General features: G+C 52.0%; 13 protein-coding genes and 1 riboswitch. Of the genes, 4 read left to right on the forward strand and 9 right to left on the reverse strand.

Features of this window, described 5'->3' with window-relative positions; all coding sequences use genetic code 11:
* Positions 1-110 precede the first annotated feature (110 nt).
* The 6 genes from BUB59_RS04005 to BUB59_RS04025 all read right to left on the reverse strand — a co-directional run bounded on the left by BUB59_RS04005 (position 111) and on the right by BUB59_RS04025 (position 9098).
* Positions 111-2009 (reverse strand): glycosyl hydrolase, encoded by a 1899-nt coding sequence (locus tag BUB59_RS04005; protein WP_083540157.1) that lies wholly within the window; start codon positions 2007-2009, stop codon positions 111-113.
* Between the two features lie 35 nt (positions 2010-2044).
* On the reverse strand, positions 2045-2329 hold the full coding sequence (locus BUB59_RS15575) for a hypothetical protein (protein ID WP_234979926.1): 285 nt from the start codon (positions 2327-2329) through the stop codon (positions 2045-2047).
* A gap of 3 nt (positions 2330-2332) precedes the next feature.
* Complete coding sequence (locus BUB59_RS04010) at positions 2333-3721, reverse strand: glycosyl hydrolase (protein ID WP_234979927.1); 1389 nt, start codon at positions 3719-3721, stop codon at positions 2333-2335.
* A 158-nt stretch (positions 3722-3879) separates the two neighbouring features.
* Positions 3880-5790, reverse strand: a complete 1911-nt coding sequence (locus tag BUB59_RS04015) for a cellulase family glycosylhydrolase (protein ID WP_073225860.1) — start codon at positions 5788-5790, stop codon at positions 3880-3882.
* 200 nt (positions 5791-5990) lie between these two features.
* Entirely contained in the window at positions 5991-7925 is a 1935-nt protein-coding gene (locus BUB59_RS04020; RefSeq protein WP_073225864.1) for a glycosyl hydrolase, read from the reverse strand.
* Positions 7926-8117: 192 nt separating this feature from the next.
* Positions 8118-9098: an aldose 1-epimerase gene (locus BUB59_RS04025; RefSeq protein WP_073225867.1), complete on the reverse strand. Its 981-nt coding sequence runs from the start codon at positions 9096-9098 to the stop codon at positions 8118-8120.
* A gap of 138 nt (positions 9099-9236) precedes the next feature.
* On the opposite strand from BUB59_RS04025, the gene mnmE reads away from it, so the two are divergent.
* Positions 9237-10694, forward strand: a complete 1458-nt coding sequence (mnmE, locus tag BUB59_RS04030; protein ID WP_073225870.1) for a tRNA uridine-5-carboxymethylaminomethyl(34) synthesis GTPase MnmE — start codon at positions 9237-9239, stop codon at positions 10692-10694.
* The gene (locus tag BUB59_RS04035) at positions 10684-11565 is read left to right on the forward strand and encodes a GRP family sugar transporter (protein WP_073225874.1); all 882 of its coding nucleotides are present in this window, start codon (positions 10684-10686) and stop codon (positions 11563-11565) included. Before mnmE ends, BUB59_RS04035 begins: the two co-directional genes overlap by 11 nt.
* A gap of 19 nt (positions 11566-11584) precedes the next feature.
* Here BUB59_RS04035 and BUB59_RS04040 read toward each other — a convergent pair whose 3' ends face one another.
* Positions 11585-14038 carry a M6 family metalloprotease domain-containing protein gene (locus BUB59_RS04040; protein WP_073225876.1) on the reverse strand — a complete coding sequence of 818 codons (2454 nt, stop codon included), beginning with the start codon at positions 14036-14038 and terminating at the stop codon, positions 11585-11587.
* 105 nt (positions 14039-14143) lie between these two features.
* On the reverse strand, positions 14144-16267 hold the full coding sequence (locus BUB59_RS04045) for a glycoside hydrolase family 9 protein (RefSeq protein ID WP_073225879.1): 2124 nt from the start codon (positions 16265-16267) through the stop codon (positions 14144-14146).
* Between the two features lie 411 nt (positions 16268-16678).
* On the opposite strand from BUB59_RS04045, the gene BUB59_RS04050 reads away from it, so the two are divergent.
* Positions 16679-17620 (forward strand): aldolase catalytic domain-containing protein, encoded by a 942-nt coding sequence (locus tag BUB59_RS04050; RefSeq protein ID WP_073225882.1) that lies wholly within the window; start codon positions 16679-16681, stop codon positions 17618-17620.
* Positions 17621-18347: 727 nt separating this feature from the next.
* Here the strand turns inward: BUB59_RS04050 and BUB59_RS04055 are convergent.
* The gene (locus tag BUB59_RS04055; protein ID WP_073225884.1) at positions 18348-19727 is read right to left on the reverse strand and encodes an efflux RND transporter periplasmic adaptor subunit; all 1380 of its coding nucleotides are present in this window, start codon (positions 19725-19727) and stop codon (positions 18348-18350) included.
* A 179-nt stretch (positions 19728-19906) separates the two neighbouring features.
* Between BUB59_RS04055 and BUB59_RS04060 the strand changes: the two genes are divergently transcribed.
* Positions 19907-20821 carry a cation diffusion facilitator family transporter gene (locus tag BUB59_RS04060; protein ID WP_073226089.1) on the forward strand — a complete coding sequence of 305 codons (915 nt, stop codon included), beginning with the start codon at positions 19907-19909 and terminating at the stop codon, positions 20819-20821.
* 69 nt (positions 20822-20890) lie between these two features.
* A riboswitch (TPP riboswitch) is annotated at positions 20891-20992 on the forward strand.
* Positions 20993-21011 lie beyond the last annotated feature (19 nt).

The following is a 21011-nucleotide window of genomic DNA, read 5'->3' on the forward strand; positions in this document are numbered from 1 at the left end:
ACCAAATGTTTTTTTGAAAGATAGAAAATGACGAAAAAAGCGCGGGTTTGAACCCGCGCCAATGTAAACAAAAACCTTACGTTTTAGGGAACTTAAAGCTCCATGGAAGGCTATTTCAGCTTGATGACTCTTGCCGTGCTGCCTGCGTCAAAGGAGGCCCTGACCACATAGCTTCCGGAAGCGAATGCCTGAAGGTCAAAACGGTAATTTCCGGCGGTCAAATTGCCTTGGGCAAGGCTTGCGATTTGATGTCCGTTCATGTCGAACAGGGCGATAGAACCGCGGCCAGCCTGGGGAATATTCAGGGAAAGGCTCTTGCCACTTGCCGTGATTGTTACGTTGTTTGCAATTCCTGCGAATCTCTGCTTGAGGGTTTCGCCCGGGGCTACCACAGAACCTTCGGTGGAGGGGTCTGCCTTTACGTTGTCCCAGCCAGGCATATTGTCCAAAGCGATAATGCGTTCGTCGTCCAGGTTGCGCTTCCACATATCGTTTGTGGTCTTGTCCAAGAAGTTTCCGTTCCAGGTCTGGCTCCAAGTCATCCAGTAGCTCCAATAGGACTTGTCTTCGGCAACGCTGTCGATGTCGGGAATGGCGCCGTTTTCGCTGAGGGCGATCATCTTGTCGGAACCCACTTCGCTAATGATCTTGTTCCAGTAATTGCTTGCAGAATTGTGGTCGTTCAGCGGGTCGTAAATGTCCACTGCTACGATATCCACATATTCGGCTCCCGGATACCAGGCACCATTGAGGGCGGAATAGTCATAGCCGAACTTAGGATCCGTATTGATGTTCCAGACCCAAATCAGGTTCTTGTTACCGTTGACGTTTACCATGCGGTTAAACATCAAACGCCACAGCTGAACGTAACATTCCGGCTCCGCAACGCCCCACCAGAACCAGCCACCGCTTGCTTCGTGAAGGGGGCGCCAAAGTACGGCAACGCCCTGTTCTTCCAGGCCCTTCAAGTGTGCGGAAATCTTATCGATGTCGCTTACGATATCCTTGTATTCCTTGGAGGTTTCATCGATTTCCAGGCACTTGTCATCCTTGAAGGCCTTGGTGTAGTTGAAACAGGAATTGTTGGCGGAACTGCCTTCCACGCCTTCGGTACAGCCGGCGTTCTTGAAGCCGTTTTCCTTGGTGTAGAATACGGTATCCTGACCCACCTTCCAGTGCCATGTAAAGGTAGGAATGCCGCCCATATCCCAAAGTTCCTTGGCCATGAGGACGTGGTTGTCGGTATATCCGCGGAACCAGCCTTCATCGCTGTGGCCGCCTGCGGCAAACAGGAAGTCAAAGCCGCCAACTGCGGGATAGTGGCCGGAACGCTTGTAGAATTCTGCAATGTCCGTCTGGCCCTTCCATTTGTCTTCGCCATTCAGGAACTTGCAGGAGTCTGCAGGAGTACATTCTTCGGCGGAAAGCAACTTCATGTTGCCGTAATCGTAGTTGAAATTCTGGTCGCTGATCATCATGCCGCTGATGGTCTTCTTCATGAAATTATCACGAAGGAAAGTCTTTACCTTCATGGCGCTGACGGTCGCATTGGGTGTGACGGGCAGGGCGCTGATCTTGAATTCCGGATCCGGATGACGACCTACGGAAATGTAGTCCACGCCGATGGCCCCGTTGCCCACGGTGATGGTGTTGGTGCCCGTCTTCATCTTGGCGGAAGCGGTTACCACATAGGCGGAATCGCAGTTGCGGGGCGTTGTCAGCAGGGAGCCCACTTCCACGTCGTTCACCAGAATTTTGGAAGTAGTCCAGTCGTATTGCTTGATCAAAACCTGAGTTTCAATATCGTAAATGGCGGTTTCGTCCACGGTAACCGTAAAGGTCATGGCGGCGCCCACCTTCACATACTTTCCGGCGGAGTATCCTTCGGCGGCCTGGATGCTTGCTGCGTCCACACCGGCCTGGTCTTCTGCTTCGTACTTAGTTGCTTCTGCGGCGGATGCTGCAGCGGCAATGCCCATCAGGGCGGCTAATGTTATTTTCAATCCCATAAACAACCTTTGTTTTATACCAAAAAATTTTTGCGTTATTTCACGATGAACATTCTATTCTGCATAGAAGTTCCCTTCTTCACTTGCTTGCCGTTTAGGTCGAAGACGCTTGTATTCTTCTTGTTCTTCAAAACACTGGCGCCTGAATTCTGCGGAGTGGAAATACGGTCTACAATGATGTTTTCGTCGATTTCGTACTTGTCCCAGCCTGGCATGTCTTCCAGAGTGATGATATAATCGTTGTTCATCACGGTCTTCCAGGTTTCCGCCGTGTTGTCGTTAGCCCAGCTTTCCATGGCGTAGTCACCGTACCAAGGCATGAATCAGCTCCAGTTGGCTCCATCGGCCTTCATTTCGTCGGGGAAGGGAACGGAACCGTTTTCGCTGAGGGCGATAATTTTCTTGCCACCGTAGATGTTCTTGACGGTTTCAAAACTGCCTACCAAGCTGGAGTGATTTGCTTCGCGGGGGTAGTAGTAATAGTCGCGTCCCACCACGTCCACGTATTCATCGCCAGGATACCAGTTGATGGCGTCCTTGGCTTCGTCGGTGGTCCAGACCCAGATCAGGTTGTGGACGCCCTTGGTGTTGACGAAAAGATCGAACATGAGGCGGTACAGGGCTACGCAGGCTTCTGCACCATCGGTACCCCACCAGAACCACTTGCCTGCTGCTTCGTGGAGCGGGCGCCACAGCAGGGCCACGCCCTCCTTTTGCAAGGTCAGGAGGCTGTCGGCAATCATTTCCATATCGCGGACAATGGCCTTGTATTCATCGGATTCCGTCTTCCACTTCTTGGTGGTCAGATCGTAGGCCTTGGTAATGCTGAAGGTGGTGAAGGGCGTGTTTCCGCTGGATTCGGTGTAGAAGGCTTCCACTTCCCACATGGGATCTTTCCAGTGCCAGTTAAACTGCGGGATGCCGCCTTGATTCCAGACGTACTTTGCCATTTCCAGACTTGCGTGAGTGTAGCCCTGATGCCACATGCCGTCGGAGCCACTGCCGGTAGCGTGCAAGAAGTCGAAACCCACCAGCACCACGTTCTTGCCGGAGGCTTCCGCAATATACTTCAGTTCCGTCTGGGTTTCGTAAGTCTGGGGAGTGTACATGCCGTCATTTGCGAAGGGGTTCTGCGTCATGACGCCGCTAATGGTGCGTTTCCCGAAGTTTTTCAGCAAGAAGTTATACAGCTTCTGTGCGCCTTCGGTAGGCTCGGGGGTAACAGGCGTTCCGCGAATGCTGAAGGGCGTGGCCTCGTATTCCGTCAGTTCAATATAATCCAGGTTGACCCAGCCCCAGGATTTCACGATGCCGATGGTGTTTTCGCCTTTGGTCAGCTTGATTTTTCCCGCACCCTTGATGGTGGAAAATTCGTCGTTCATGCCGAAGGAAATCTGACCCGAGGAAACTCCGTTGATGGTCAAATTCTGGATCTTGTCGGTACCACCCGTAGGCAGCATGTAGTTGGCCCACAGGGTGTAATAACCGGTTTCGGGAACGGTCACCTTAAATTCCAGATTACCTTCCTTCATGGCCACGTAGGCCCCACCGGAAGCGGTTGCACTTTCTGTAACCACTACGCTGTGGTCGTCCGCTAAAACGGCATCTTCTGCTTCAAGACGAATAGCCGCTGCGTTAGCTACGGTAGCTGCAGTGGCACAAATCAAACCTGCGAGGGAGACTCCTCGACTAGCGTTATTCAAACATCCCATAAACGCTCCTTTTTTCGCCCTAAATTTATATTCATCCAACCTTTTCTCAAAATGGAATCCTGTTTCATTTGGTAAAAATGTTGAATCATTCTCATCATGGAAAAGGCCGCAGATTCCTCTGCGGCCCATAAGCTTGAATTTTGAAAATCAGCCGGAAATTAACGGTTGATAATCTGTGTGGCGGAAATTCCTACGCCCTTCACGCGGACAATGTACTGACCCTTGGAAAGTTCAGACATGTCGAAGGCGTGGGTGCCTGCGTTCAGGATGCCGTGGAACAGGGTTGCCACGCGCTTGCCGTTCATGCCGAACACTTCTACGCTTACGTCCCCTGCTGTTGCGGAGGTGAACATGATGCTGTTGCCAACCACGTTCATCTTGGAGGCTGCGACCGCTCCTGTTGCGCGGATTGCTGCAGGATCTGCAGCGGCGTTACCGCCCATGACGTAGTTTTCGTTATACACGATCTTGATTTCGGGAATCTGTTCTTCAGTGTTGCCGTAACCGCGGCTAAAGGCGTCATACCTATCTTCGTTGAAGTTGAACAGAACCTTGTCGCCAGCAGCGAAATCGTCATAGACGACTGTGCCAGTGTAGCCTGCGGCATAGTTGGCGATCACGACAGACAGAGTCTTGTTGCGGTCAGCCAGATCGGAAATATCGATGGAGCAGGTGACCTTTTCGCCGGCGGGAACTTCGCAGCTACCATCCGTTTCGGTCCACTTCCAGGAATCGGTCAGCTTGAGAATCAAGTAAAGATCTGCGGGAGCGTCGCCATTGTTCTTGGCGGTCCAGGTAAAGGTGGTTGCGCCGGAAAGGTCCCAGCCGCCCTTGTTCTGGTATTCGATCTGGGCGTTGTCATCACCGTAGGTCACGGCCATCTTGCCGTCGCCACCTTCAGTAGAAATTGCTACGTCTTTAATCTTGATGGAGGCTTCTGCAGTTGCTGCCAGCTTGGTCATGGCATCAAGTGCGGGGTCGATGGTGTAGCTATAACCGCCGAAATTGCTTTCGGTCTTGTCGCCGATGTACTGCCATGCCAATGCACCTGCGTAGCCGCTTTCGTAAGCGAACTTATAGGCCTGTTCCGTAGAAACGTCGGTCTTTGCCGCCATGCTGGTGGTGCGTGTGCCGTCAGCCAAGGTCCAGCCGCTGGCCGGGAATTCGCCGATAATCATGGGCTTGGCGTCGTACTTGTACTTTACCTGCATTTCTGCAGCAGTATTCACGAAGGGAGATACGGCGTCGTTCTGGTAGTAGGGATAGTAATGGGTCTGGAAGAAGTCCAGAGTACCGTTGGCTTCGCCACCGGCTGCCACCAGGTTGGCGTCATTCCACCATTCCTGATACTGGATATTCACGCTACCGGTAGAAACCAGCAGTTCCGGGTTGGTAGTATGGATGGCTGCTGCCACCTTGTTGGTAAATTTCTGGAGGGTAGCCTTGTCCAGCTTCTTGGTGGTCCAGCCCACGCTGGTCATGCCTTCAGGTTCGTTAAACACTTCCCAAGTCATGAGGGCGTTATGATTGCCTACGCCCTTTACCACGGGAACAAGGACGTTGTTGATGAATGCGGTTGTACCTTCGTCGGTAAACAAATTCTGGTTGGCGGTAAAGTCCAACTTTTCGCCATCGTAAATGCCCCACTGGTTGGGTTCCATCAGGTTGTGGCTGAACAAGCACATGGAAACCATAACGCCGTATTCTTCGGCAATGTCCAGAGCCTTCTTCATATTGGCCAAGGTGCTTGCCTTCAGACCCGTAACTAGATGGGTGGTGGGGTCGATTGCCGGGCTCTGGCTCATGTTATTGAAAAGCCACCAGCGAATGGCGTTACCGCCTGCGGCGCGGGTGCCTTCCACGGCCTTACGCCATGCATTTTCGTCCAAGGGGGATTCGCCTACGTCGGAATTGTAGTCGGCCCAGGCCAGGTTGGTGCCGGAGAAGAAAATCTTCTTGCCGTTGTACATCAAGTCGGTGCCGCTTACTGTCAGGCCCGGCGCTGCAAATACTGCAGTTGCGGAGCCGAAAAGAGTAGCGATAAGGGCTGCTTTGGCGAATTTATTCATAGAACATCTCCATATTTTTTTACAGCGTTAAATCTATACAAAAGAATGGAGAAAGGGCGTAAAGAAAGGTTATCGTAAACTTTATTGTGAATTTAATCAACTGGATCCAGGCGCTAGTAACGGAAAAACGCGAAAAAATGCAAAAAAAACGCCGCGGATGAACTCCGCGGCGCACACATCCCAAACACGAGATTCTGTAATTACTTGATCTTTACGACCTGAGAGGCGTTCATGCCAGCGCCCTTCACGCTGACGATGTACTGACCCTTAGACAGGTCGGACATATCGAAGGCGTGAGTACCGGCGGCGAGAGCGCCACGGTAGAGGGTTGCCACGCGCTTGCCGGTCATGCTGAAGACGTCGACATTGACGTTACCAGCGGAAGCGGCAGTGAACATAATGCTCTGACCCTGAACCTTGAGGCCTGCTGCCTTGGCGGCTGCCATGGTGTTAATGGCGGTGGTGGTTCCGCTTCCGATGATTTCAGCCTTTACGAGGTTGCCTTCTTCAATGGAAATCTTTGCTTTCTTGTTGAAGTCGTTAATCACAACGCCTGCATCAGTCTTGACATCGTCAAAGAACAGAGTTCCAGACCAACCTGCACCAAAGAATTCGATGTAGAACTTGCTGATGTTCTTCATGAAGTTGGTGTAATCGTCACCTTCCAGAATTTCCTGATCCTTAGCGGTGGTGCTCAGATCAATTTCGCAGGTGGTTTCTTCGCCAGCATTAATCCAGCAGCCATCGGGCTGAGCCCAAGCCCAATCCGGAGCGCCAGTCAGGAAGGCGATGGTGAACCACACGCCGGCATCGTTGTTGGAATTGTCCACTTCCAGAGTGATTTTCTTTGCGCTGGAAAGGTCAATCTTGCCGGACTTAATCACGATATTGCCTCTGGCAGTATCGGCAGCAGTTGCGTTGGCGGTAACCATAAGGTAGCCGTTGGTAGCGGTATCTGCAGGGAAGTTGATGGTATGGTCTACAGCGGTATCCAAATCAGCAAGGGCATAGCCAACTTCGCAAGCGGCTGCCGGAGCGTTACTGATGGTGTAGTTGTCCCAGCCCGGCATGTCTTCGAGAGCATAGACGCAAGGAGACTTCAGGTTTGCCTCCCAGACGGTATTCTTGGTCTTGCTGACAAAGTTACCGCTCCAGGTTTCGTACCAAGGCATGTTCCAGGACCAAACTGCTCCGTCGGCATGCATCAGGGATGCGTCAGGAATAGGACCGTTTTCGGAAAGAGCAAGAATCTTGTTGGCGTGGAGAGCTACCATGTCCTTGTAAGCGGTAGCATTGCTCTGGTAGTCGTAGGAACTGTTGTAAATGTCTACGGAGAATACATCGTAGTAGGCTTCACCCGGATCCCAGGTGGCGTCGGTGAAAATGGACCTTTCGGCGTTCCAGACCCAAACCAGGTTATTTACGCCGTTGACCTTCACCATACGGTCGTAAACAAGGCGGTAGAGAGCTGCGTATTCAGCACCCTTATGCATGGTTTCGGTAGCGCTCCACCAGAACCAGGCTCCACCAGATTCGTGGAGGGGACGGAAGATGGCTGCAACGCCCTTTTCCTGCAAAGTCTTGAAGAGTGCGGAAATTTCGTCGATGTCTTCTACAATCTGCTTGTAGGTTTCGGAGGTTTCGTCCCATTCCGTGGTGCCTGCCTTAAAACCGGCAGAATAATCGAAGGTGGTGTATTCCTTAGCATTGCCCTTCTTGTTGTAGAAGGCGTCGATGGTGTGGCTGGGGTCTTTCCAGTGCCAGGAGAATGCGGGAATGCCGCCGTTCTTCCACAAGTCGGCTGCTGCATCCAGAGCGTTCTGGGTATAGGACTTGTACCAGCTGTCGTCTGCCTTGATGCCATTGGCGAACAGGAAGTCAAAACCGACCAGGGCAGGGTACTTGCCTGCTGCTTCATAAACGGCCTGTAAGTCAGGGAGTTCCTTGACGACGCTACCGTCGAGATCGCCGGTTTGAACACCGGAAACGGTGTGGGTACCGAAATTGGTTGCCAGGAAGTTGTACAACTTCTGGGCGCTTTCAGTTGCATTTGCATTGCCGATGCTGTAGCTGACTGCTGCCTGAGAGGCTGCAGCTGCAAGGCCGAATGCTAAAAGCGTTTTCTTGAAATCCATATACACCTCATACAATTGTTTTGGTTCGCTGCCTAAAACTATACTCATCCATATAATGGAGGCGCGATTTCTTTCCCACCGGTTGTAATTGTGTTGAAAAAAACTCAACGAGCAAAAAAACGAAAAAATGGCGTTTTCATTAAGAAAACGCCATTCCAACCAAGGAGTGTTGAAAAAAGATTACGTTTTTGCCTACTTTTCGGAGACCGTAAAGCCGAACTGGAAGGTTCTGGACTGTCCTGCCGGAATCACAATCAGGCCACGGTGATGATTTAGGGCGTCCGGCTCGGAAGTCATGGGTTCGATGGCGATGCTCATACGGTCAGGAGGAGTGTACATCTGGATAGCGTTGTACTGTTCCACGCCGGCGCGCTGCCAGATATCCAGAGTCTTGGACGCACTTTCCAGAATCACATGGGCGTTACTGGTCAAATCCTGGGTGTCAGTGACGCGGACCTTGGAAAATTCATCGTTCAGGCAGAAACAGTCGTTAATGAACATGTCGCCAATCTTGTTGCCTGCCACAAAGCGGGTGTCGTCCTTGAAACTGCCGGTGGGAAGGTCCGCCTGGTCCAGGAGGGCGAGCTTTGTTTCCGGAATTCTCATGGTGAGTCCGTCGATCTTTTCGCCCAGCATAAAGTAGGGGTGCCAACCTTCGGAATAGGGCATGTCCTTCGTGCCCAGGTTTTCCACCTTGGACTGGATCATGACAGATTCACCGTTGAAGGTAATCATGTTGGTGGCGCGATAGGGGAAAGGGAAGCCTGTGTAAGCGCCCGGCCAGTCGCAGGTAAATATGGCTGTGCAGCTGTCGCTATCGCTTTCGAAACTCTGGAATTTCCATTCCTTGTTCTGGAGGAAACCGTGGAGGGCGTGAGGAGCCCAGCTCACATTGTTTTCCAACTGGTAGGTGTTGCCGCCCCAGGTAAACTTGGCGTAGGCGGTACGGCCCGGGAACGGGGTCAGTCGGCAGCCCGCATTGGTATCAGGGGCAATCTTTGCAATGTCGTCGCCCTGGCGGTAGCCCATCAGGAGGTCGCTGCCATTGACGCGCCAGGCGTTCAGGCCGCAACCGTAGCCGCTAAGAACTTCGAATTCAGCACCATCATCGCGCTGCAGGACGTAGCATTCGAGGGTGCCAAGGGGGCGGGAGATAATCTTGAACTGACTCATAGTGGGGTAAAATTAGTTTATGAAGGTGAAATTTCACATCATATTTTGATCGGATAGTAAAAATGTATCACGAAAAACAATAAAAGAGGAATAGTGAAAGTTTTTTGTAATAAATGTTACTTCTATCTTTTACATCATATGGATAAGCAGACGATTGTAGCACCGATGACCCCAAACGGAGTGAGTGCCGTTGCGGCTATTCGCGTCAGTGGCCCCCAGGTAAAAAACGTGGTGCATGCCCTCTTTGGCGAAAAGGCCCAGGCCGGTCTTAAATCCCACATGGCAAAACTGGGTACGGCAAGGTGGCCCGCTGATGTGGCGGGTGGGTGCCGCGATGTTCAATTGTCAGGCGGGTGCCGCGCCGGGGCTGTGATTGATAGCCTGCTTTACTTGTATTTTGAAGGTCCCAATTCCTACACTGGCGAAGATGTGCTGGAACTGTACCCCCACGGAAACCCCCTGATTGTGCGAGACCTGCTCCAGGCTTGCCGCATGGTGGATGGCGTCCGATTGGCGGAGCCGGGGGAATACACCCGTCGAGCATTTTTGAACGGGAAGATGGACCTGACTCAGGCCGAGTCCGTTGCCGACGTGATTCACAGCGCAAACCGTTCCGAGTTGGAAAACGCTCACCGCTTGCTGGGCGGTGCCTTGTCCCGCAAGGTGAGTGCGTTAACCGCCCAGGTGAAGGATATTTCCGCACGAATGGAACTGGATGTGGATTTTGCCGAAGAAGAGGCGGATCCGGATTACGCTGGATGGGAAACGCGCTTTGTGGCTATCCGCCAGTCGGTTCAGGATATTCTGGATAGTTTCCGCGGGAAGGCCGAAGTAGGCCGCCTCCCTCTGGTTGTGCTCTATGGCGCTCCCAACGCAGGCAAGTCCAGCCTGGTGAATGCCCTTCTGGGCGAAGACCGCATTCTCGTCAGTGACATCGCAGGTACTACCCGCGACTTCGTGGAAGTCCGTCTGTTCTTAGACGGTGGCGAAATCCGTCTGGTGGATACCGCAGGCTTAGCTGCCCGCGCCGCCGACGCTCTGGACGCACTCAGTATGGAAAAGAGCCGCCAGATTCTAGCAGAAGCCGACATGAAAATCCTGCTGGTGGACAGCTCCAACTGTCATCCTGAGCGTAGCGCCTCTGACGCGGAGTCGAAAGCCTGCCCTGAGCTTGCCGAAAGGAATCTTGGTGCAATGCCGGATCTTGTCCTCTACACAAAGCAGGACCTTGCCCCCGCATGTCATCCTGAGCGCAGCGCCTTAGGCGCGGAGTCGAAGGATCTAGCTGCACTTGCCATTTCATCAAAAACAGGCGCAGGTCTCGCGGAACTCAAGTCCACCCTCAATGCCCGCCTTTTCAAGAATCGCGAAAACTCCGAAGATCTCTGGATCACAAGCGAACGTGAGAAGGTGTGCCTGGAAGAAGCTCTGGCTGGCATCGACCGCGTGCTCCATCAGCTGCGCTCCAATCCCGCAGTAGAACTGCTGGCTTTTGAAATGCAAATCGTTCGCCGCGCTCTCCAGAGCATCACCGGCGAAATCTCATCCGAAGACGTTTTACAATCCATCTTTGCGGGGTTCTGCATTGGGAAATAGCTATCTCGGCGCGTTACTCGCCATCGTCATTTTCGGCTCCTACATGGTGCCCTTAAAGAAGTGGTCCTCCTACTCTTCCTGGTCTTTCTTGTCCATGATGACAACGGGGGCTCTCCTTTGCTCTCTAGTCATAGCCTTCGTGACGGGAACTTTCAATATGAATCCCATGGGCCTGTTGTGCGGCGCCCTGTGGGTAGCTGGTGGTGCCTTCTGCTTCTGGGCGGTTCAGGCCGAAGCGGACTTGGCCGGTGCTGGTGTTCGTGCTATGGGCGTGAGTATTCTGGCCTCCTTCCTGTCGGGCGTTTTGCTGTTTGGCGAACCGTCTAACTATGCACTTTCCATTCCGGCAATCGTCTGCTTTCTGGTTGGCCTCTCCCGATTGACGCCTTCCACCGGCGGTTCCGTGTTTAAGAACTGGCGTTCCTTCCTGGGTGGCTTCGTTTTCGGTACATACCTGATTCCCTTTAAGATTGCGACGGCTCATGGCCTGCAGCTGACGGATGTGGAATTCATGTGTTCCTTGTCCATCGGCATTTTCATTACGAGCCAAATTCTGGTGGGCATCCTGATGCTCAAACGCAAGAAATCCTTTGGATTCCCGGTGCTGCCTAGCCTTGTGTGCGCAGGTGCGGGTGCCCTTTGGACCATCGGTATGCACGGCTGCTTCTGGGCCATTGCTCCAATTGCTGCTGGCGGTACCTTGGGCTATGCCGTGGGCTATCCTCTCACTCAGTTGAACCTGCTGGTAAACCTGAGCTGGGGCGTGTTCGTCTTTGGAGAATACAAAACCGCCAAGGAACGAATCAAGCTGCTTTTGGCGACCTTCATCATCCTTGCCGGTGCGGTTCTACTGACCCTGTCTAAGGGTTAGTTTTTGAAATTTTCTCTGATTATTTCACTGAGATTTTTCTCTGGCTCATCACCTTGCCGCCTTCGGTGAGGCGCACTACCAGAACTTTTCCAGCAAAGGGTGCTAAGTCAAGACTGTAGCTTTCTCCCGTAAATTGAATGGTTTGAATCTTATTGCCCAGCAGGTCAAATAAGGCTACGGACTTGACCGCCTGACCATATGCCGCAATATGCAAGGTCTTGTGTTCCAAATTCATCTGGGTGCGTCCCTTGTGTTCTGCTTTCACAGCCAAAGTCCCTTCGCTGGATTTTGCAGTAATCTGTGTCTTGAAAATCACCTGCTTCCCGTTGAAGGTCAAGGCCTGGGCGATGCTGTATGTTCCCGGGGTAATTCCGTCGGGGTAATTCCCGATGGTAGCTGTCATGTTGTCCAAATTTAAGTTGGAATAGAGGGCGGCGCCTGCTCCCCAGCTGATAACGTTACCTTGTTCATCAAACCAGTGACCCGGTTCCTCTGCGGTAGATGGCGTGTTGTCAAGAATACCTGCACTTGTAACCGCGCTGTAAGTTAATTCGCCACTCTGGTACAGGGAACTTGCGTTTGCCGCAGAAATTCCAAGGGCTGTTGCAACGCTGCTTAAGTCAAGGCTAACGGATTCGTAAGAATCGCTGATGGTCAGCTCTGTGCTCAGGTTGATCGTCTGGGTCACCAGTTGCATGGAACTGGAGCTAGACTTCACGACAGAGCTGGAGGATTTTGCACTGCTGGAACTTGCTGCCACGCTACTGCTAGACTTCGCGACGGAACTAGAAGATTTCGCAACAGAACTAGATGACTTCGCGCTAGAGCTAGAAGAAACCGCGCTGTTGCAGTCTCCAACGCTTACGCCACTCTGGGTTGCAAAGCACACTTTGTTGTTCTTTTCCGTAATGCTGTAAAGCTGGATACCTTGGCTCTTGCCCGCCCAGGAAGTGAACGGCCCATAGCTTGTCACATTCTGGGAACCGGGGAACGGATCGTCCATAAAGTGGGTTGTTTCAAAGCCATCGTAGTAGCCGGTTACCCTCAGGTTTCCTGCTTCCACCACGTCAATTCTCTGATGGGTCTTGTCGTCATTCAGGGCGTCTCCATCCCATGCTTCTTGATCGTAATCGATGTGCCAAATCAGCATGCCGTGATTGGGAAGTGCGGCATCCCATTTGGTCTTCTGGCGGTTTTCCAAAACCCACCATTCGTCATTATCGCCGCTGACGGGAATCTTGTAGGCCATGTTAGTTGTGTTCAGCGGAGTGATGGTTGTAACTGCCGAAGACGATGTCAGCGAGGTGTAGTTCATCCATCCCATAAAGGCTCGTTCAAAACCGCTATAGCTGGGAGGTGTCAAACCGCCATTGGCGTACATGCCGGTGGCCATCACGTCCCAATAGTGGGCACCGGGAGATTGGTAACTGCTATTGGTAAAGTCGGAGTAACAGTCATCGGCACGTACGCAGTAGTGGTCCATCAAGCCCATGGTGTGGCTGAATTCATGAACGAACACGGGGAAGTAACTTTGGTCGCTAATAATGAAATAGCTGTTGAATTTCTTGCCGTTACCTGCGTCCTGAGTGCCTGCATTATTCCATTGCAATTCGTACTGGAATCCGCCCAGCTCTTGCCCGTTGTTGACTTCTCCCGCATAAAGGAAACCGGTGGCGTCAATGTTACCGTCCCCATCGGAATCGTAGCTGGAAGCGTTGAAGTTGGGATACTTGGATTTAAGAGCGCTGATGGCTGCGGCTACCAGCTGGTCTTCGTTCCCGATGTAGCTGCTTAGGGAGTTGTTTACGGTTACGTAGAACAGGTCGAAACTAGGCTTGAACGCTCCGCTGGACTGGTCGTTGAAATAATCGCGGACAGACCCGGTATGGCCTCCGGCGGTGTAGTTATCCTGATTCAGGACTTTATACAATGTGGTGGAATCGATACTTGCCTGACTGCCGGAACCCGCCACAAGAATTACGGGGAACTTAATGTTTCCCTGGGTGTGGACTTTTGCGTTGGGCAGGTAGCGAACCGCCGGCACGCCGCTATCGCTAGAGTTGCTCGACTCGCTGGAGGTTGCAGAGGGTACCCAGTTGGGACGCTTGTTTCGTTCCTTGCGTTTGAAACGGTCCGGATGTTTTTTCTGGTGGGAGTCCAGTACTTTACTCTTGTCCAGCTTTTTCAAAAAAGCCTTGTCGGCTGCGCTGCGGGCATCCGCATTTTTTGCCTTGATATTGGATCGTTCCCCATTGCTATTGACGTAATAGTAAACGCCATTAGAGTCCTGTTCCAGCAAGTAACCATCGATGGTTCTTGTAAAATGGTAATGTTCGTCACCCAGCTTTTGCAGCGTCACCGAATCGCCATCGTTGTCGATGGTTTTGGGTGTAGGGTTGAACGGAGCGGCTTCTGCTCCGGCGAAAAGACCGAAGGAAAGTACGCTTCCTAAAAACACATGAATTTTTTTCATACACCAATCCTTTTTATAATCCAAGATGGAATATATGGCGGTATATGAGAAATGTTCCCTCGGGGAGGGAACATTCCGTGCTAGAACTGTGTAAAAGGTGATTTTTTACTTCACTGCAATCTTCTTGCTGACTTCGCCAACCTTCACCATGTACACGCCGCTCTTCAATCCGGCCAGGTTCATGGTGGCGCGACCTGCTACAACAGGCTGGCTCATGACCATGCGACCGCTCAAGTCTATCAGCGTTGCAGTTCCGTTTTTATCCTTGTTCAAGACGCTTATGTTTAAGGTGCGACCGCTTAGAGACAACTTGAATTGTTGTGCAATTTGCCTGTTGATGGATGTGGGCATTCGTTTGTTGAAGGCTTCGGTTACTTCATCGTAACGTGCGGTTAATGCCATCAGGTACCAGGTGGAGTGGGGGAGCCATTGCTCGATCCAGCGCCAGTTATTCCAAGGTTCTTCGGATTTGCCGATGGCGGCTACGTCGTCCCAGACAATTCCGCTTCCATCTTCCTTGAGGCCGCTAATGCCGTTGGCGATGCCGCCTTCCAAGGTGGCGTCATAGTCTGAAGAACCGTTGTACTTGTCGGGGTTCTTAAGGCCTTTTCCGTACATCATGCAAACGCCATAAGGATTTTTACCCAGAATCCAGTCTAGCTGATCGGTGGCGTACTTGTTGATAGCCTCGCTGTCCGCTCCGTTTCTGCCTAAAATCTTTGCTGCGTAGATTACAGCGGCGGAAAGACTTGCGATTCGGGCGTCTTCGCCCTGCCACCAGTACTTACTTTCGTTGTCGTGAGGGATAAAGAAGGTGTTCTTGATGGCGCCTTGGGTCTTTGCAGCCTGGCGGGCGTAGCCGAAGGGATTATCCACTTCGGTGGTTATGGAAACGAGCCAGTTCAAGTGTGCACTTATTGCGTCTCCAACCTGGTAAAGGAGCTCGTTCATGGGATCGCAGTCGCAGTCGGGACGAACCCAAACAGGTATTTTGTCGATAAATTCGTCCGAGGATATGTCTTGCTTGCTTTCGATTTCCGCAAAACGGCTTAAAGCAACAAGCGGGAGACCTGCGTCACTGGCATGCCAGAAGGGGCGAGTTTCGTCATCGTCGCTCCAGAAATAGCCCTTTTCGCTCATACGTTTGCTTAGGTGTCGTGCGCGCTTGCGGGCTTCAGTCAAGTAGGCCTTGTCTTCTGTGGCGGCGTACAGTTCCGTTGCGGCAAGCAATGCGGTGTAATCGTCGATGATGTTTTCCTTGCCGTCATCACAGTATTCGCAAGAGCCGTCCATGGACTGTTTGCCTTGCAGATGTTCAAAGCCCTTGATTGCGGCAGCCAAGTATTGTTCGCTGGTGTAGTCGCCGTTCTTCTTCAAGGTCGATGCGCGGGCGAGAGCTGCAATGGCCATGCCACCGCCTTCACGGAAAGCGGTCTTGTAGTCTGCACTCTTTACGCCGTCGCTTCCGCTAAAGGCGCAGAGGAAACGATCGCCTTGTCCCCAGTTGTCGAAGACGGTCATGTAGAAGAACCCATCTTCGTCCTGCATGCGAACCAGGAAGTCTGCGCCGTAAATAGCTTCGTCAATTGCGGTAACCGTTGAGGGGTTGGCTGCCAAGGTCTTCGGCATTTTTTCTGCAGCAAAGGCCAGGGCCCACACAGTTAAAGGAATCTGCTGTGGGTTCAGGTAGTTGGCGTAGGAAAGGTGACTCAGGTATTTGCTCACGTCGCCGCTGGCGTCATACCATCCGCCGTGTACGTCTCGTGTTACGCCGCTGCTACCGTAAACGGAAACCTTCTGGTCCCAGCCCACGATGGGATCCTTGTCGGCGCGGTCCTTGTAGAAATAATCCATCACGGACTTCAGGGTGTTGGCGGCCAAGGCGTTTTCGGCGATGACAATCTTCTCCAGAGAGGAACCGTCGGAAAGCTTGATGGTGTATGTTCCGGGGGTGGTCACTCCGGAAAAGTCTGCGGTGTAAAATACATCGCTTCCGCTGATCCAGTTGTCGGGATTTGTTCCCTTGCTCAATTTGCCGGAGTAGACTGCAGATCCGTCTAATTCTACGGTGAAGTCTGCTCCGTCGAGCCCCGCTGCAGCTTTGACCACTACGGATTTTGGCTGGGAAGCGTCGTAACCCACCTGGTTATGGTAAAATGTGGCAGCGTTGGCAGAGCCGATGGTTGCTAGTGCTGCAAAAGTGCTAAGTGTAAAAATCTTTGTCCTCATGGTCCTAAATTTAATTTTATAGGATAAGCGTGGGTTGGCTTGCAATTTATTTGTTGTATACAACAGGAACAGGAATTTTAATTACATACGCAAAATTTGCGTTAAATAAAAGGTGGTTCCGGCGATGCGTTCCGCCTGTATGAAAGAAAAACGTCCAAAAGGGAGTGCTTATCGCAAAATTTTGGATTATTAATTCCTTAAATATCAAGGAAAAACAAGTAAAAATGTATTATCTACGCATAAAATGCGTTTATTGTGTGAATATTTTTATTCGTCACAGGCTTTCCCCTTGTGCGTACCTTTTTTTTAATCTACCTTTGCCCTCATAGAAAAAAGATGCGTTCGCAAGACCTTAGAAGAATGCCTTGCCCGCATCCCTAAACCCTAACCCCTAGCCCCTAGGCCCTAGTTATGTACTACGAAAGCATTAAGGTTCTCGACTGCACCATCCGCGATGGCGGTCTCGTCAACAAGCACGATTTCTCTCTGGAATTCGTCCGTCGTCTTTACACCCTCCTGTCTGCCGCTGGCGTTGACTACATGGAAATGGGTTACAAGAACTCTCCGGAACTGTTCGACCCCAAGGAATACGGCCCGTGGAAGTTCTGCGATGACGATCTCCTGTGGAAGGTGAAGGACGGTATCGATTCCAAGATGAAGATGGCTGTGATGGCTGACGTGGGTCGTGTGAACATGGACGCTGTGAAGCCCGCTTCTGAAAGCCCGTACCAGATGTTCCGCGTCGCTTCTTACGTGAAGAACATCGATAAGGGTATCGAAATGGTGAACGCTTTCAACCAGATGGGTTACGAAACCACCCTGAACATCATGGCTGTTAGCCGTGACCGCGGTCCGGAACTGGACGAAGCTCTCCATCAGGTCAACGAAGAATGCAAGGCCGACGTCTTGTACCTGGTTGACTCCTTCGGCGCCTTCTACCAGGAAGACATCGATAAGGAAATGGCTCGCTACCGCGGCATCGTAAAGAACAAGCGCTTCGGTTTCCACGGCCACAACAACCAGCAGCTGGCTTTCTCCAACACCATCCAGGCTATCATCAACCACGTTGATTTCCTTGACGGTTCCGTGTCCGGCATGGGCCGTGGCGCAGGCAACTGCACCACCGAACTCCTCCTGGGCTTCCTGAAGAACCCCAAGTACGATCTGCGCCCGGTTCTGGACGCTTACCAGGAACTGTTCTTGCCTCTCCAGGCCAAGTACGAATGGGGCTACATCATTCCTCAGATGATCACCGGTATGCTGAACCGTCACCCGCAGGACGCTATCGCCGTCCGTAAGACCGAAGAAAAGGACGAATACCGCAAGTTCTATAATCATATGATGAACGACTAACAAGGTTTGCAAGAGGACAAGCTTGCTTGTCCTCTTTGGCAAACCGTTAGTCAAGCGCTCGTGATTGAAAATCGCGAGCGCCACGATTAGGAGGCGAGTGGCGCACCACGACTAGCAATCCCGAGTGTAGCGGCCAACCCGATATCGCCCGAGACTTCCTAACGAAAAATCCCGAGTCCAGCCTTATGCTGACTCGGGTTTTTTGCATAAATCCCAAAATCGTAGTACGAAACCCCCGTTTTATCGTTTTTTGCACTACTTTTTTGTCTCTCAAATCAATTTGACTAGTGCAAATATCAAACAAATCGCAGATTCATCCTAGTGTAAACGGTGATCTTGGCCGATGTCTTTAAAAATCCTAGTGCAAAAAACGGATTTCCTGCAAATTCGTACTAGTGTTGCGCATAGGCACTGGCTTGACACTAGTGCAAGTTTACCCCATCAGCCAAATTCGCACTAGACATTTGCCATTTTGCCCCCGCAAATCCTATCCTTCAAACCTCGTCCTTCAAAAAAAGGCCACCGCCGTAGCGATGGTCTTCGTCTCTCTCTCAATTGGTCGCGAGCGGCGCTCGCCTTATTTCTTTTGGCCCTCTACGAGGGCTAAAGAGATGGCTCGGCAATGCGAATATAAATATTCGCGCTGCGCTCGCCTTATTTTGGCCCTCTACGAGGGCTAAAGGGTCGGCTCGGCAATGCGAATATAAATATTCGCGCTGCGCTCGCCTTATTTCTTTTTTTTGTTTTTTCCCGGAGGGCCGGGCATAAAGGGGCTGCTTGCCTTTTCCTTTTCGACCTTGGCTTCGGTTTCCACTTCCTGGCCAACTACCACGGTGTCGCCTACGCTTAGACCCTTAAGGATTTCAACGTTCACGCCGTCGTTAATGCCGACTTCGACTGGGCGGGGGGCGGCCTTTCCGTTGATGCTGATCCATACGTGGTTGCCCTTCAGCTGAGGAGGCTTGCGGTTCTTCTTGCCGCTCTTGCCTCCGCCAAATCCACCCTTGCCCGGAGGGCCACCTGCTCCCGGACCACCAGCCATTCCCGGTGGGGGAGGTGCGTCGCCACCGTCCATTCCCGGCGGCGGGGGCGGCATTTCGCCTTCCTTGAATCCCGGAGGAGGAGTGAATCCTTCTGGCATGGGCGGGCGAGGCATGTCCTTCGGGTCCATCATGGGGGTGCTTTCGTCGGGAGTAAACTTCAATGCCTTTACCGGAACAGAGATGGCGTCCACCACTTCCTTGGTAACGATAGTGCAGGTGGCTGTCATGCCGGGGAGCAACTTCTGGTCCGGATTGTCGGCGGTAATTACCACCGTATAAGTCACCACGTTAGAAGTTGTAGTGGGGTTCAGTCGAACTTCCTGGACCTTGCCGCTGAACTTGTCGTTCTGGAAGGCGTCCACTGTAAATTCCACTCGCTGGCCGGCCTTTACCTGACCGATGTCGGCTTCGTCCACGTCGGCCATGACCTTCATCTGGCTTAAATCCTTTGCGATAATAAAGAGGGTCGGGGTGCTCATGGAGGCGGCCACAGTCTGGCCCACATCCACGGCGCGTTTCAGGACAACTCCGTTAATAGGGCTCTTGATGGTGGCGTAGCTCAAGTTCAAACGGGCCTGGGCCACTTCGTTCTTGCGCTGTTCCACGGTGAACTTGGCTGCGTTCATGCTGTATTCTGCAGATTCCAGATCCACGGCGCTGGCGCTATTGCTTTCGGCCAGCTTCTTGGTGCGATTGTAGGATGATTCCTTGTACTTGAAGTCGTTTTCGGCGGACTTGTAGGCGATTTCGGCCTGGGTCAAAGTGGCCTGCAGCTTGGACTTGTCCAGTTCCGCAATGACCTGGCCTTTCTTGACCTTGGAATTGAAGTCCACGTAAATCTTGCTGATGTCGCCAGAAACCTGGGTGCCAACTTCCACCTGGTCCACAGGCTCCAGGGAACCGGTTGCGGAAATGGAGGTAGTAATGGTTGCCTTGGTAACGGCGGCGGTGGTTAGGGTGGCCACCTTTGCTTCTGTTCCCTTGTCAAGAACGAATGTCTTGACCCCGTAGCCAATACCAGCCAGAACGGCGAGAACAATGATAAATTTCAGTAATTTCTTCATATTGTTTGGCAAAATTTAGAAAGTCTTGGTTTGTTTACGTCTAATTAGATGCCTTAGGGGGCTAATTCGTTGCAGTAGCTTTAGCAAACTTTGTTTGCCGAATCTAAAGGATGTTGCTCTGCCATTACTCGTTTGACTTAGCCAAGCCTTTGTTTGAATTTGTTTCTAGATTTTCTGCTATGACTCGCATCGCAAAGCAAGATGATAGCGCCGAAGTGCGGCACGTAACCTGGGTTGGCCTGGGTTGGAACGTGGCTCTTTCCGTAGGGAAATTCCTGGCGGGTTTCTTTGGCGGCTCTCAGGCCTTGATTGCCGATGCCATTCACAGTGCGTCCGACTTCCTTACGGATATTGCTGTGATTGCAGGTTCCAAGCTGTGGAACTGCCCTCCCGATGAAAATCACCCTTATGGTCATCGCCGTTTCGAGACCCTTATTTCTGTAGGAATTGGCGTTGCGGTTTGCGCTGTTGGCGTGGGGCTAGGTTATGATGCCATCCAGACTTTGCGATTGGGGGAGGATGGCGCCTCTCACCCGGAATGGATTGCCGCCGCCATGGCCGCCCTGTCCATTATCATCAAGGAAGGTTTGTTCCGCTATACTCGCAAGGCGGGCAAGAATATCCGCAGTCAAGCTCTGGAAGCTAACGCCTGGCACCATCGTAGCGACGCCTATAGTTCCATCCCCGTGTTGATTGCGGTGGGCATCGGCATTCTTTTCCCGGAGCTGTGGTTTGCGGACTCCGTTGGCGCTATCATTGTGGCTTGCTTCATTCTGCATTCCGGATATGAAATCGCCTGGCCTGGAATCCATCAGGTGGCCGATATTGGCGCTCCCGAAGAAATCGCGGCGAAGTTAAAAACTCTGGCTCTTGAAACTCCCGGGGTCATTAGCATTCATGGGTTCCGCACCCGCTTCGTAGGCAGTGACCTTCATGTAGACTTGCATATTGTGGTGCCTGCCGACATGACCCTCCTGGCAGCCCATGACCTTTCCGAAGAAGTGGAACGCCGCATCCTTGAAGCGGGCGAAAACGTGGTAGACGCCATGGTCCATGTGGACCCCTACGATCCCAAGAAAGCCGGTGAGGCGTAATCACTCCACACCGCATAATTCATATCTCATAATTCGTACCTCATAACTCGAATTACTATATTTATCCGCGAAATAACTTAGGGGTGCTGCGAGTCGAGTGGCCGTGGCTGAGAAAATACCCTTTGAACTTGTGCCAGTAATTTGGCCAAAGGAAAAGTGAGGTCTTTAGTGGAATCCAATAATTCCCTCT

The sequence above is a fragment of the Fibrobacter sp. UWEL genome, from assembly GCF_900142535.1.
In the GTDB taxonomy this organism is placed as follows: Bacteria; Fibrobacterota; Fibrobacteria; order Fibrobacterales; family Fibrobacteraceae; genus Fibrobacter.

Coding starts and splice junctions, on each gene's coding strand:
- BUB59_RS04015 (WP_073225860.1), bottom strand. CDS start 5,790: ATGAATAAATTCGCCAAAGCAGCCCTTATCGCTACTCTTTTCGGCTCC.
- mnmE (WP_073225870.1), top strand. CDS start 9,237: ATGGATAAGCAGACGATTGTAGCACCGATGACCCCAAACGGAGTGAGT.
- BUB59_RS04060 (WP_073226089.1), top strand. CDS start 19,907: ATGACTCGCATCGCAAAGCAAGATGATAGCGCCGAAGTGCGGCACGTA.
- BUB59_RS04005 (WP_083540157.1), bottom strand. CDS start 2,009: ATGGGATTGAAAATAACATTAGCCGCCCTGATGGGCATTGCCGCTGCA.
- BUB59_RS04010 (WP_234979927.1), bottom strand. CDS start 3,721: ATGGGATGTTTGAATAACGCTAGTCGAGGAGTCTCCCTCGCAGGTTTG.
- BUB59_RS04055 (WP_073225884.1), bottom strand. CDS start 19,727: ATGAAGAAATTACTGAAATTTATCATTGTTCTCGCCGTTCTGGCTGGT.
- BUB59_RS15575 (WP_234979926.1), bottom strand. CDS start 2,329: ATGCCTTGGTACGGTGACTACGCCATGGAAAGCTGGGCTAACGACAAC.
- BUB59_RS04020 (WP_073225864.1), bottom strand. CDS start 7,925: ATGGATTTCAAGAAAACGCTTTTAGCATTCGGCCTTGCAGCTGCAGCC.
- BUB59_RS04025 (WP_073225867.1), bottom strand. CDS start 9,098: ATGAGTCAGTTCAAGATTATCTCCCGCCCCCTTGGCACCCTCGAATGC.
- BUB59_RS04045 (WP_073225879.1), bottom strand. CDS start 16,267: ATGAGGACAAAGATTTTTACACTTAGCACTTTTGCAGCACTAGCAACC.
- BUB59_RS04040 (WP_073225876.1), bottom strand. CDS start 14,038: ATGAAAAAAATTCATGTGTTTTTAGGAAGCGTACTTTCCTTCGGTCTT.
- BUB59_RS04050 (WP_073225882.1), top strand. CDS start 16,679: ATGTACTACGAAAGCATTAAGGTTCTCGACTGCACCATCCGCGATGGC.